Source organism: Rhodopseudomonas sp., assembly GCF_036404135.1.
Taxonomy (GTDB): domain Bacteria; phylum Pseudomonadota; class Alphaproteobacteria; order Rhizobiales; family Xanthobacteraceae; genus Rhodopseudomonas_A.
The window spans coordinates 19,245-31,822 of the sequence record NZ_DASWPE010000204.1; the positions used below are offsets into that span (position 1 = coordinate 19,245).

The 12,578-nt window shown below is 64.8% G+C and carries 15 protein-coding genes; 9 read left to right on the forward strand and 6 right to left on the reverse strand.

The window, feature by feature from the left end:
* Positions 1-63: 63 nt before the first annotated feature.
* The gene (locus VGC77_RS22620; protein ID WP_331173805.1) at positions 64-528 is read right to left on the reverse strand and encodes a SecDF P1 head subdomain-containing protein; all 465 of its coding nucleotides are present in this window, start codon (positions 526-528) and stop codon (positions 64-66) included.
* Positions 529-608: 80 nt separating this feature from the next.
* Between VGC77_RS22620 and VGC77_RS22625 the strand changes: the two genes are divergently transcribed.
* Positions 609-779: a hypothetical protein gene (locus VGC77_RS22625; protein WP_331173806.1), complete on the forward strand. Its 171-nt coding sequence runs from the start codon at positions 609-611 to the stop codon at positions 777-779.
* A 471-nt stretch (positions 780-1,250) separates the two neighbouring features.
* Here VGC77_RS22625 and VGC77_RS22630 read toward each other — a convergent pair whose 3' ends face one another.
* On the reverse strand, positions 1,251-1,607 hold the full coding sequence (locus tag VGC77_RS22630) for a hypothetical protein (protein ID WP_331173807.1): 357 nt from the start codon (positions 1,605-1,607) through the stop codon (positions 1,251-1,253).
* Positions 1,608-2,478: 871 nt separating this feature from the next.
* Between VGC77_RS22630 and VGC77_RS22635 the strand changes: the two genes are divergently transcribed.
* Complete coding sequence (locus tag VGC77_RS22635) at positions 2,479-2,907, forward strand: cupin domain-containing protein (RefSeq protein WP_331173808.1); 429 nt, start codon at positions 2,479-2,481, stop codon at positions 2,905-2,907.
* Positions 2,908-2,926: 19 nt separating this feature from the next.
* On the opposite strand, the gene VGC77_RS22640 is transcribed toward VGC77_RS22635, so the two are convergent.
* Together VGC77_RS22640 and VGC77_RS22645 are read right to left on the reverse strand one after the other, a co-directional pair.
* Positions 2,927-3,427, reverse strand: a complete 501-nt coding sequence (locus VGC77_RS22640; RefSeq protein WP_331173809.1) for a hypothetical protein — start codon at positions 3,425-3,427, stop codon at positions 2,927-2,929.
* Between the two features lie 184 nt (positions 3,428-3,611).
* Entirely contained in the window at positions 3,612-3,842 is a 231-nt protein-coding gene (locus tag VGC77_RS22645; RefSeq protein ID WP_331173810.1) for a DUF6429 family protein, read from the reverse strand.
* Positions 3,843-3,857: 15 nt separating this feature from the next.
* Here VGC77_RS22645 and VGC77_RS22650 point away from each other — a divergent pair, with 15 nt between their 5' ends.
* On the forward strand, positions 3,858-4,316 hold the full coding sequence (locus VGC77_RS22650) for a DUF2314 domain-containing protein (protein WP_331173811.1): 459 nt from the start codon (positions 3,858-3,860) through the stop codon (positions 4,314-4,316).
* On the opposite strand, the gene VGC77_RS22655 is transcribed toward VGC77_RS22650, so the two are convergent.
* On the reverse strand, positions 4,286-4,606 hold the full coding sequence (locus tag VGC77_RS22655; protein ID WP_331173812.1) for a hypothetical protein: 321 nt from the start codon (positions 4,604-4,606) through the stop codon (positions 4,286-4,288). The two genes, VGC77_RS22650 and VGC77_RS22655, sit on opposite strands and share 31 nt — an antisense overlap.
* Before the next feature lie 270 nt (positions 4,607-4,876).
* Between VGC77_RS22655 and VGC77_RS22660 the strand changes: the two genes are divergently transcribed.
* Positions 4,877-6,064: a hypothetical protein gene (locus VGC77_RS22660; RefSeq protein ID WP_414709712.1), complete on the forward strand. Its 1,188-nt coding sequence runs from the start codon at positions 4,877-4,879 to the stop codon at positions 6,062-6,064.
* Positions 6,065-6,168: 104 nt separating this feature from the next.
* Here the strand turns inward: VGC77_RS22660 and VGC77_RS22665 are convergent, their stop codons facing one another.
* On the reverse strand, positions 6,169-6,495 hold the full coding sequence (locus VGC77_RS22665; RefSeq protein ID WP_331173814.1) for a DUF6968 family protein: 327 nt from the start codon (positions 6,493-6,495) through the stop codon (positions 6,169-6,171).
* Positions 6,496-6,681: 186 nt separating this feature from the next.
* Here VGC77_RS22665 and VGC77_RS22670 point away from each other — a divergent pair, with 186 nt between their 5' ends.
* The 5 genes from VGC77_RS22670 to VGC77_RS22690 all read left to right on the forward strand — a co-directional run.
* Positions 6,682-6,930 carry a hypothetical protein gene (locus VGC77_RS22670; RefSeq protein ID WP_331173815.1) on the forward strand — a complete coding sequence of 83 codons (249 nt, stop codon included), beginning with the start codon at positions 6,682-6,684 and terminating at the stop codon, positions 6,928-6,930.
* 3 nt (positions 6,931-6,933) lie between these two features.
* Positions 6,934-7,407: a DoxX family protein gene (locus VGC77_RS22675; protein WP_331173816.1), complete on the forward strand. Its 474-nt coding sequence runs from the start codon at positions 6,934-6,936 to the stop codon at positions 7,405-7,407.
* 289 nt (positions 7,408-7,696) lie between these two features.
* Positions 7,697-9,724: a HAMP domain-containing methyl-accepting chemotaxis protein gene (locus VGC77_RS22680; RefSeq protein ID WP_331173817.1), complete on the forward strand. Its 2,028-nt coding sequence runs from the start codon at positions 7,697-7,699 to the stop codon at positions 9,722-9,724.
* A gap of 110 nt (positions 9,725-9,834) precedes the next feature.
* A complete protein-coding gene (locus tag VGC77_RS22685) occupies positions 9,835-11,862 on the forward strand; it encodes a HAMP domain-containing methyl-accepting chemotaxis protein (RefSeq protein ID WP_331173818.1) in 2,028 nt (675 codons plus the stop codon).
* A 431-nt stretch (positions 11,863-12,293) separates the two neighbouring features.
* On the forward strand, positions 12,294-12,578 hold a 285-nt coding region (locus VGC77_RS22690), incomplete at its 3' end, for an Hpt domain-containing protein (protein WP_331169796.1).

Below are 12,578 nucleotides of genomic sequence, written 5' to 3' on the forward strand. Positions count from 1 at the left end.
GATGGGTTTCGCTGCGCTCAACCCATCCTACGACGGCCGGATGCACCGGCCCCGCTTCCTCCCTCACACCACGCGCAAATTCGGGCCAACAAATCCCTTGCGCAGCTTCGCGGCCATGGCTTCGGCCGCCTCGATGTCCGCCGCCGCAATCCTGAATGATCCTTGCAGGCCGAGCGGTTCGCGGACGATCGGGCGCGCGACGACCTCGCCGCCGACCATGATGTCCAGTGGCTCGTCGATCATGGTGGAGGTCAGGCGATGCAGGCGGGCATTGACGTGCGGTACGAACTTCACTTCGACGGAGGGCGCCGGAAACGTCGCGGAGCCGCCGTCGATGGCGAAGCTGATGCTGGCCACGGCTTCGATCGACAGAACGTCAGCGAGCCCGACGTCGATCCGGCCGCGCGGATAAACCAGCGACAGCGCTAACCGGCCGGGGCCGTCCCGGCCACCGGCCATCACCGACAACCTGTCCGTCATCTTGCTGCCTGCCCTCGGGTTCACCGGCGCGGCCAGTGCCTTAACCAAACATTAACCATAAATTCTTCGACAACGAACCAAAGTTTAGCCATCCCATTGTCCTGGCAGAATTTCATGAGGAGCGGACGATGAGCGAAGCGGTTTTGATCTTGCCCAACATGCGCGGCGGCTGCGCGACGGTCGGCAACAAGGTGCACACCTTGTTTCGATTGAACAGCCGGCGACGCATCGTGGTGGAGTTGACGGCGGCGACCACCGATGAGGACAGCCACATGAACAGTCGCGGCGAACTCAAGTAGCACGGCGAATTCAAGTAGCACAGAAGCCGCCCGCAGCGGCAAGCGCCTCGCCCGCGGCAGCTACGTCGCCCGCTGAGCGGTGCGACATCCGCGGCCTCGTGCGACGAAGCCTGCGCATGTCGCTGCGCTCATGCGGGCTATTTTGCTTAGCGCCGAGATAATCAGGTGCTTGAGTTCCTCATGGCGAGGCGCTCTTGCAACGAAGCAATCCGGGGCCGCGCATGAATCCCCTGGATTGCTTCGCTCTTCGGCTGGCGCTGCGCGCCGCCCTCGGCTCGCAATGATGGATCGGCTACAGTGTATTCGCTGCAGTGTATTCAATGCATTATTGTTCGAGTCGGGCTCTCAGGGCATGGATTCCGGACTTGCTCGTTCTTGCGAACTCGCAATCCGGAATGACGGCGGCATTCGGGTTGGATGTTTCCATCCAAACCGAAATGCGCTCATCGACGACTAATAGGCCGGCGCCGCTCAGCGATCCTGCCCCGAACCGACCTTGATCTTCTCCGACTTGGTGGCGCCGATCACTTCGATGCCGGCGGTGCCGAGCACATTGCTGATCTCGAGCACCACGGAGTACGGCACTTCCAGCGGAATGCCGATGCCCCGCTGCGCGGCGACGACTTCGATGCCCCAGAAATCGGGCCGCTTGACGTAGACCAGCGGCACCAGTTCCACGGTCATCGAGGCCCATGGCTTTCGGCCGTTGACGGTCAAGAACCAGCTGTTCGGCAGGAATCCAGGGTCGACCCTGGCGGTGTCGAAATCGATCCGCCGGAACGTGGTCGACGGCGGCAAGGCTTCGAGGGCTTTCAAATCGGTTGCCATTTGCGTTGCTCCCTTGAGTGAATTCGATGATTTGACAAATGTATTTCTGATATCTGTTGGAATGCTGAGATCGGTATTTCTGAGCTATCTGTATTTCTGAGGTATTTCAAAAAAAACGGAATGAACGAATGAAACAGCGACGGAGCTTAGTTGAGGAGCACCGCTGCTACAACTCAAACCACCGTGAGCGTGCCTCGCCGGTCCGGCGAGCGCGCCAGCGGACCTCAGAGTCTGATCAAAAAGAGAGTCTGACTAAAAAAGCGATATGAAATAAGGCATTAGACCCGTCATTGCGAGGAGCACTTGCGACGAAGCAATCCAGGGCCACACGCGCAGCCCCTGGATTGCTTCACATCGAAGCCGGCGTTTCGCGCCACCCTCGGCTTGCAATGACAAAACCCCTAACTTTGCTCGCTGCTTTTTCGGTCCGGCTCCAAGGAGGCGCTGTTCCGGATCGCTTGCGCGTCACGCCACCTTGCGGCAAGGCAGCTGCGCTGCTGCGGCGACGGCGCCCCCCCCCCCGACGACGTGTCACGCGCCCGGATCTCCGCGGTTGACATCCGGTTGGCACGCTGATCATCCTAGAGCTTTTCCTGGTTCTGATAGGATCAGAGCCGGAGTTCTTGATTGTTATTTTGACGCGTTTCCTTCGCGCGAACCGGGAGCCAGTTCGCTCTAAAACGCGATAGTTGGGATGCGTCGTTGCGTTCCAGGCGTCGAAGTCTTTTGTGTTGCATTGCGGCCGATCGGGTCGGCGTCAATGGGTCTGACGGCAAGCTCCGTCTGATAGCAAGCTCCGTCTGATAGCAAACACCCGCGTGTTCTGACAGCAAGCGGCGCGATCAGCGCTTTCATCTGCGAAGGAGAACCGATGCACCGCAACATTCCCGCGATCGCGCTCGCCATTCTCGCCTGCGCCAGTACCACCCCGGCCGCCGCCTATGACCCGCCGCACGGCTATCCCGCGGTGCCGCTGCTGTCCACCGGCAGCACCATTCTCGGCGAGACCATCCACTACCCGCCGGGCGATGCGCATGTCACCGCGGCGATCGTCACGCTGGCGGCCGGCCAGCGCACCATCCTGCACAAGCACGAGGTGCCGCTGTTCGCCTACATTCTCGAAGGCGAATTGACGGTCGACTACGGCGCCCACGGCACCAAGCTCTATCGCCAGGGCGAGGCGCTGATCGAGGCGATGGATGTGGCGCATTTTGGCGTCAACACCGGCACCACGCCGATGCGGCTGCTCGGCGTCTATATGGGCGCCACCGGCCTCAAGGACGTGACGCCGGTGAATTAGGCCCGCGAATGAGCAAGGCTTATGCCCTGGGTCCGCAGCTCGGTAGCGCCGCGTGCGTCGGCCGGATCGCGGTCAACAGGTCGGTATCCATGACGACGGCGATCCCCAGCGTGATCAGGAAGATCAGGATCCAAATCGGCACCGGCGTCCAGTCCCACAGATAGGTCGGCCAGCGCTGCCACCATTTCCACCAGCGGCGCGGCTGCAGCGTTCTCTTATAAGTCTCCCAGCCCTGTGGCGGTCGGCCGCCCGCCGCCCAGCCTTCCAATTGCTCCTTGATGTAGACGCTGATGCAATCGACCATTCGGTGCTCTTCGTTGAAATGCGCGATCAACGCGATCGAGAGCACCACCGGAACCCAGAGCAGAATGGCGCGCTCCGGGTTGGCGAGGATGTAGCTGTAGATCACGCCAAGCCAGATCAGCCCCCAGCGATTGAGCTCGAGCCGCTCGCTGAGCTTGGTCAGGATCTCCTGCCGTAATGATTTGTACTCCTCCATATAGACGGTCTCGTGGGACATCGACGCCTCCTTATGAATGATGCCCTTGCAATCATCTGTGCTGCAAACATTTGTGTCGCAAAACCGAATATCGCTGCGAAACTGCACGTAATCCCAGCGCCGGCCGACGCGCTGTCGCCCGGGACCGCGCGCCCGATGATGATCCCGACGCCCCCGCCCCCGTCGCGGGGCGTTCGCTCGCCGTTTAAGCCTCGCTCACAAACATCTCGTCGAACAATTGTCGCGCGCGGCGCAGTCCAGGTTCGGTGAACACCACCGACTTCGCCTTGCTGGCCGGATTGTCGATCATGCCGCTGTCGTGCAGCCGGTCCAGCACATCCCAGTCGAACCCCTTCCAGGCGCGGTCGCCGTCGTGCAGCGTCAGATACAACAGCGCCAGCGCGGCGCGGTCGATCTTGTCGGTGTCAAGTGCCATTGTCTTGCTCCTCACATGTCCGGCCGAAGCTATCGCGGCGACGGGCCGGCGGCAATCTCGCCGCCGCAGACGACTAACAAGACCAGCGCCAAGCCAGGTAAAGCCCGTGCCGGAATGACCGCCTTCCTGGCGCCGGCCGATCGCCGCGCCGCGGGGCAGCGCAATTTCTCAGTCAGGAGCGAAATCCCGCTCCGGCAGAACAGCGAATCTCTCTGGATCCGTCGGTTCGAACATCGCGGCGACCAATTCGTCGGCCGCGTCGTCAACGCGCCGCGCAACCGCCTCAACCTGAAATACGGCGACCGCCCCGCCTTCACGTTCAAGGATATCGCCGACTGGTCCTATCTCGAGGGCGATCAGGAGTACGGGCTACGGTGCAACGAGCGAGCAGCACAGACCTGCCTATCGCTTCGCTCCTGCGGGCTGCAAATCACATGGCCCTCCTACCTGCACAATTGCCCGCGCTGCAGATAGACGTTGAACAGATACACCGCCTTGGGATTGAGCGTGCCCTCGTCGGGCGAGATCAGCGGCAGGTCGGGCGGCGCCAGCAGCGCGAACTGTCGGCCCCATTCGTAAGCCCATTGCATGCCGTCCTGCGCCAGCACATCATCGTCGAATCGCGGAGCGCGCCCGGTGCGCACCTCGGCAACGCCGCGGCGAAAGGCATGGCTGCCGACAATCACTTCGGAGGCAACCTGTTCGGGCTCGGCCTGCTTGGGCAAGGCCTGCTTGGGCATGACGCTCGGCGCGGATGCGGTCACGGTGAAACCTGTAGCGGGACAAGGTCGCGCGGGATCGCGGCGACCCGCGGCCAAGCTAGCGCAAGCGGCGGTTCTGGCAATCGGCCGATCGGCGAGGCGGCCGCCGTTCGACCAAAGTTTCGGGGGTGCGGGAGTAACATTGTATAGGCAAAGCTTTTGCGTTGCGGCATGTTGCATCGGCTTTAACGTTGCGCGCGAAAAGCCGCGAGTGATCGAAGGTACGTCTATCAGGCGCACAGAATCCTTGGTAGGTTATCCACAACTGATCCAATGGGCGGGTGTGCGGTGCTCAGCAAAAAACTTGACGATTTCTTTTTGGCCCACCCGGTCGAAACCATCGCTGCCGCGGTCGGGATTTTCATCATCGCGATCGGTGTGCTGCTCGGCTCGCAGACCGGCTGGGTGTGGTTCTCCGGCCAGCTGCTGGCGATCGCCGGCGCAGCATTGGCGGCGATCGCGATCGCCTGGACCTTCGGCCACGACGCTTCGGAGACCCGGGTCAGCGGCCATCTCGGCGTGCTGGCGCGGCAGCTCGAACTCTCCACCAGTCAGATCCGCACCTCGGTGAAGCTCGGGCTCGCCGACGCGCAGCACCCGGCGGTGTATTTCGGCCAGATCGAACAGAGCATCGCCAATGTCTCCGGCGTGATTCACGAGCTCGGCAAGCTCACCGGCGCGCTGCCGCTGGACGGCTGCGAGACCGCCCGGGTGCGCGGTCTGCTCAAAGAATTCAGCAAGCTATTGGATGCCCAACCGGTCAGCGAGATCGCGCAATACCAGCCGCTGGTATCCTCGATGAAGGACAACGTCGAGGAGCTGCTGCAGCGGCTCGACGGCAAGGCCGCGGCCGCCACCGAGCGCGCGCCCGCCGGGGCGCCGGCTGCCGAGCCCGGCGCCGCTCCGCCGAAAGCCGCCGAGGCAACGCCGGCGCCCGCCAGCGCCGCGCCGGCGCAGGTCACCGAGAATTGCCCGAACTGCAAGAAGCCGGTGTCGTTTCCGATCGGCCTGCATCCGGGCGACAGCGCCACGCCGACCTGCGAGCATTGCAAGCAGCGCTTCCACGCGCATCGCGCCACCAACGGCGCGGTGTTCGTGCGGGCGCGCGGCGCCTCGCACGCCACCGTCGCGGTCACCGCCGCCTGCCCGGTCTGCGCCTCGCGGATTCCGGCCAATATCGACGAGGGCCAGACCGAGAGCGAAGTGCGGTTCTGCTTCTCCTGCGGCGCCAAGGTCGGCATCGATCCGGTCAGCCACGAATGCACGCTGATCGCCAAGACCGACAAGCTGCCCGGCCGCTTCGACGACGCCGGCATCTTCGTCTGCGAGCATTGCGGCGAGCCGACCATCCTGCTCACCGCCAACAATCAAGGCACCTTCGGGATCTGCCGCAAGGACGACGCGCTGGTGGTGCTGCCGGCCGGCCAGGACGCCCGCGGCCCCGGCCGCAGCGCGGCCTAGCTATTCGGTTCTGTGAGAATCAGAACCGGAGTTCTCGATTCTTGTTTTGACGCGTTTTCTTAACGCGAACCGGGAGCCACTTCGCTCGAAAACGCTATCGCCGCTCACATCAGCCGGGCGTCGTCGCCGATCAACTGATCGCGCAGCGCATGCGGCACCGGAAAGCCGTAGCCGCGGCCGGGCTGATCCCACATCAGCCGGCCGGCCTCGTGCAGGTCGCTGCTGTAGAGCAAGGTGCCGATCAGCCGCAGCGCGAATTCCAGCGCCTGCACCGCGTCGGCGCCGTTGACGCGCTTGTGCTGCACGCCCTGCGGCCAGCCGATCTCGAAACTGCAGTCCCAGCCGCGATCGGCCTGCACCGGCGCAAAGATCCGGATCGGAATCTCCGCGCTTTCGCCGCGCAGCCGCAGCACGCGTGTCGCGATCACCATGACGTCCCTCCCTTTATTATTGGAGGTGATCATGGCCGGCTACACGGCTTGCGTGCAAGCAAATCGTGCAAATGGTATTATGCCACGCCGGATCCCACCCCGGAACCGGGGCGCAGCGGGCGCGTTGACCACCCCACCGCCGCACCGGAACGCCGTTTGCCCGGGCATCGACCACAGCGAGGTTTCATGACAACACAGGTCGTCTACAAAATCGTCCAACATGACGGCGGCTGGGCCTACCAGGTCGGCGAGGTGTTCTCGGAGGCGTTTCCCGACCACAAGGCCGCGGCCGCCGCGGCGCGTCGCGCCGCCGCCGAGCAGCGCGTCCCCGGCACGACCGAGGTGATCCAATACGAGGACGAACACGGCCACTGGCACGAGGAGACCGCGCGCGGCAACGACCGGCCGCGCACCGACATCGTCGACAAGGCCTAGCGCATGGACTCCGCCGCGCGCCCCGGCGCCTCCCCCGGCGCCGCGCGCGCGGTGATGCGCTGGGTCATGGCGGTGTTCTTCGCCGCCGCCGGCGTGCTGCACCTGACGGCCCCCGACCAGCTCTTGGCGATCACGCCGTCCTTCGTGCCGTTCGCGCCGCAGGTGATCTTCGTCACCGGGCTGTGCGAGATCGCCGGCGCGCTGGCGCTGCTGACCGCGCTGCGCTGGTGGGCCGGGGTGGCGTTCGCGCTCTACGCGCTGCTGGTGTGGCCGGCCAACATCAAGCACGCCTTCGCCGGCATCGAGCTGCCCGGACTACCCAGCAGCTGGTGGTATCACGGGCCACGGCTGGCGCTGCAGCCGGTGATCATCTGGTGGGCGCTGTATTGCGCTGAAGTGATCGACTGGCCATGGCGGGGGCGCGCCGCGGCGCAGACCCCGCGCGATCGACCCGCCGGCCGCGCCACCGGGCGTTAAGCCGCCGGCGTTAAGCCGCCTCGGCTTCGTCAGCAGCGACGGCCGAAACAACTACGAGGCCGTGCCGGCAACTACCATCTCACCTCGCTACCTTTTCCGCTCAATCCCGGCAATCTTTACTCATTTCCGGACTGAAAATTAATTCGAACTTCATCCCCCAAGCGTACCGCAGCAGAATGTCGTTCCGTCAGTTTCGGACACGGAGCAATCTTCGCCGCCGGCAGTCGACACGCATCACGCCCTCCTGTTGGCGGTTTCGATTGTCCGGCGCAACACAAGGCATCGGGGCATGAAACTTAATCGCATCGCCTACAAGCTCGGGATCGCGGGCCTGGTCGGCATCGCGCTGTCTTTGACCATGTCTGGCAATCAGATGATCTCGGAAACCGCGGTGAATCGCGGCAACGACCGCGCCGAGGCCCAGCAGAGCATTGCCCGCCATGCCCTGGAGGCCGATGTCGGGCTGCGCCGGATGCAGCTTTCGGTGCGCGACATCCTGCTGGCGAAGACCGCGGCGGAAACCGACACGGCGCTCGGCAATTTGCGCGAGGCCAATGCGCTGACCAGCCGCGAGCTCGACGCCGCCACCAGCGAGACCGCGTCCGCCGAGACCAACAGCCGGCTCGACACCGTCAAGACCGTCGCGGCGGACTACTTCCGCCACGCCGAACAGATCGCCAAGACCCAGCTGAAGTCGCTGGAAATCCTCGACATGCGCAGCGTGATCATCGGTGAATGGCGCCGCGCGATGGAATCGGCGCAGGCGCAAGTGGTCGGCATGGAGGCCGCCAGCCGCTCCGACGTCGAAAAGGTGCTGTATGCCACCGACGCGACCTTCAACCTGCTGGAAGCCGCGACCTGGCGGTTCGGCACCACCGGCGAGGCCGAGCAGAAAGAGATCATCGAACGGCTGCCCGGCGATCTGAACGCGCAGTTGATGCGGCTGCGCCGGCTGAACAGCGATCCGGAATTCATCGGCGACGTCGACTTCATGAATTCGATCCTGACCGGCTATTACGATGCCTCGGCCGAGGGCGTCACCACCGAACTCGCCCGCAAGGAGCTGGTCGAGGTGCAGACCCGGCCGCTCGGCAACCGGGCGCTGGAGCTGATGCGCACCGCGGTCGGCGCCAGCGAGAGCCTCGCCGACGAGGCCAAGAGCCGCGCCAAGACCGACCTGTCCTCCGCCAACCGCGTCAATTTCGCGCTCGGCATCCTGGTGATGCTGTCCTCGGTGGCCTCCGTGGTGTTCGGCTTCGCCAGCGTGTCGCGGCCGCTGATGAACCTCAACGGCGCGCTCGGCAAGATGGCGGCCGGCGAACTCAACGTGGAAATTCCCGGCGCCAAGCGCGGCGACGAGGTCGGCGACATCGCCAAGACCGTGGTGGTGATCCGTCAGAACGCCGCGCAGCGCGCGCAAGCCGAAGCCGAAGCGCAGGCCGAGCAGGAGCACGCCGCCATCGAACGCCGCAAGCAGGACATGCACCGGCTGGCCGACGAATTCGAAGGCGCGGTCGGCAAGATCGTGCAGACGGTGTCGTCGGCCTCGGCCGAGCTGGAAGCCAATGCCGGCACCCTCACCGCCACCGCGGAACAGACCGAACGGCTGACCACGGTGGTCGCCACCGCCTCCGAACAGGCCTCGACCAATGTGCAGACCGTGGCCTCGGCCACCGAGGAGATGGCCTCCTCGATCAACGAGATCAGCCGCCAGGTGCAGGATTCCGCGCGGATCGCCGGCTCCGCGGTCGAGCAGGCGCACAAGACCAACGAGCGGATCACGCAACTGGCGCAGGCGGCGAGCCGGATCGGCGACGTCGTCGAACTGATCAACACCATCGCCGGACAGACCAACCTCTTGGCGCTGAATGCGACCATTGAGGCGGCGCGCGCGGGCGACGCCGGCCGCGGCTTCGCGGTGGTGGCCTCGGAGGTGAAGGCCCTGGCCGAACAGACCGCCAAGGCCACCGGCGAGATCAGCCAGCAGATCAACGGGATCCAGTCTGCGACGCAGGGTTCGGTCGCGGCGATCCGGGAGATCGGCGTCACCATCGGGCAGATGTCGGAGATTTCGTCGACCATCGCCGCGGCGGTGGAAGAACAGGGCGCGGCGACCCAGGAAATTTCCCGCAACGTGCAGCAGGCGGCGCAGGGCACGATGCAGGTGTCGTCCAACATCAGCGACGTGCAACGCGGCGCCAGCGAGACAGGGGCTGCCTCGGCGCAGGTGCTGTCGGCGGCGCAGTCCTTGTCGCGCGACAGCAGCCGGCTGAAGGACGAGGTCAGCAAATTTCTCAATACGGTGCGCGCCGCCTGAACCGTGCGCGCCGCCCGACACAAAGCCGGCGGCCGGTCATCGCCTGCGTCCGCTGCCATCAGCCGAAGCGCGGTTCACGCGGCGACGAGACGAATCAGAGAGCGCGCGTCATGAAGCTCAATCGCATCGGAAACAAGCTGGCGCTGGCCAGCGGCCTCGGCATTCTGCTGGCGATCGGCATGGTGGCCAATCTGGAGACCACCGAATCCTCGGTCGCCGAGGCCAACCGCCGTGCCGACATCCAGCAGCAGATCTCCGATGCGGCGCTGAAGGCCGAGTCCGAAATGCGCAACATGCAGCTCGCGGTCCGCGCGGTGCGGCTGGCGCGCACGCCCGACGAGGTCGCCAAGGGCAGGAGCGATTTCAAAGCGGCGCAGGCGACCCAGAGCCAGTTGCTCGACGAAGCCTTGACGCTGTCGTTCCTGCCGGAGAGCAAGCAGCTGTTCGCCAAGATCAAGGAAAACACCGAGGCCTACGGCGTGGGCGCCGACGAGCAGGCGGCGCTGATGGCCAAGGTTCTCGAGCTCAACAAACAACGCATCGCGATTTCGGCGGAATGGGACGTCGCGCTCGATCGACTGTTCGCGTCGATGTCGTCGGTCGGCTCGCCGTATCGCGACGCCATCGAAAATCACCTGCGTGACGCCGACGGCGCGCTGAACGCGGTGCGTGCCGCGGGTTGGCGGTTCTTCGCCACCGGCGAGACCGATCAGAAGGACAAGATCGTGCGCAACGCCGCGATCCTCACCGAGGCGCTGGGCAAGGCGCGCAACTACGTCGTCGACAGCACGGTGTTGAGCGGCATCGAAAAGCTGACGCTCCTGGTCAAAGCGTTCGTGTCGAGCACCGATCAGGTGATCGAGGCCGACCTGCTGAAATCCACGATCAGCAAGACCCGCACCGTGCCGATCGCCAACCAGGTCGCCGAACAGTTGCGCGCCGCGGTGCCGGCCTCGCGCAAGGCGGTGGCCGAGGCCAAGGCGCGGGCGGCCGAGCAGATGGCGCAGGCCGGGCGCGTCAGTCTCGGATTTGGCGGCGCCATCATCCTGGTGCTGATCGGCGCCGGCGCCTTCTCGTTTCTCGGCATTGCCCGGCCGATGACCAGGCTCAATGACGCGATGGCGCGGATGGCTGGGGGCGATCTCGCCGTCGTCGTTCCAGGCGCCGGCCGCGGCGACGAAATCGGCGACATCGCCAAGACCATCATGGTGATCCGTCAGAACGCCGAAGCCAAGGCCGGCACCGAGGCCGAGGCGATCATGAATCAGGAGCACCAGCAGGCCGAGCATCGGCGCCGCGACATGCACCACTTGGCCGACCGCTTCGAAAGCGCGATCGGCGAGATCATCGAGACGGTGTCGTCGGCCTCGACCGAACTCGAGGCTTCGGCGTCGACCTTGACCACCACGGCGGTGCGCTCGCAGCGGCTTGCCACCGTGGTCGCCCAGGCCTCCGAGGAAGCCTCGACCAACGTGCAGTCAGTGGCCTCCGCCACCGAACAGATGAGTTCGTCGGTCAACGAGATCAGCCGTCAGGTGCAGGATTCCGCCAGAATCGCCCATGAGGCGGTCGACCAGGCGCGCAAGACCAATGACCGGGTCGGCGAATTGGCGATGGCCGCGGCGCGGATCGGCGACGTCGTCGAACTGATCAACGCGATCGCCGGGCAGACCAATCTGTTGGCGCTGAATGCGACCATTGAAGCGGCCCGCGCCGGCGAGGCCGGTCGCGGCTTTGCCGTGGTGGCGTCCGAGGTCAAGGCGCTCGCCGAGCAGACCGCGAAAGCCACCGGCGAAATCGGCCAGCAGATTTCCAGCATCCAGACCGCCACCGAGCAGTCGGTCAGCGCGATCCGGGAAATCGGCGACACCATCGGCAAGATGTCGGAGATCGCCTCGACCATCGCCGCGGCGGTGGAAGAGCAGGGGGCGGCGACGCAGGAAATCTCCCGCAACGTGCAGCAGGCGGCGCAGGGCACCCAGCAGGTCTCGGCCAATATCGGCGACGTGCAGCGCGGCGCCAGCGAGACCGGCGCGGCCTCGTCGGAAGTGCTGTCCGCGGCGCAGTCGTTGTCGCGCGACAGCAACCGGCTGAAGGACGAGGTCGGTCTGTTTCTCACCACGGTGCGCGCCGCTTAGCGCGGCGCTCGCGCCGCGTCGGCGCCCGCCATCGGCGCATTCGCGCTTTGCGTGTATCAATCGATAATTACCCGCAACATCGCGGTGACGGACGCAGCCGCCGGCGAAAAGCCGCGCTGATCTCATGCCGGTCGGCACACGCGTTGCGCGGCCAAACCACACGTATTTGTACCAATACTGAAATTAACGGGCGGGTAGACACGTCAAAGGTACTGCTGATGGGTCGAGCGTGCGCTGCGCGAGTACACGAAATGTAAGGTTTGATCGGTAAAGATGACGCCCGGTGGACGAAGGATGCGAGCCGTTCGCGGCGCAGGCCCGCTCACCGGGGGGCGATGAGGGCGGGCGTCAAAGTCGCGGCGACGTGAGCGGGGCTGGTGAATCGGCGGCCCGGCAAGCGCGGCTCGAAGAGTATTGAAAGGCGTATCGTGATGGACGACTTGTTGCGCGAGTTTTTGACGGAGACGAATGAGAGCCTGGACACGGTTGACAATCAGCTGGTGCGGTTCGAGCAGGATCCGAACAACGCCAAGATTCTCGACAACATTTTTCGGCTGGTCCACACCATCAAGGGAACCTGCGGGTTTCTAGGCTTGCCGCGGCTGGAAGCGCTAGCGCACGCCGCCGAGACGCTGATGGGCAAATTCCGCGACGGCATGCCGGTGACCGGCGAAGCGGTGACGCTGATCCTTTTGACCATCGACCGCATTAAAGAG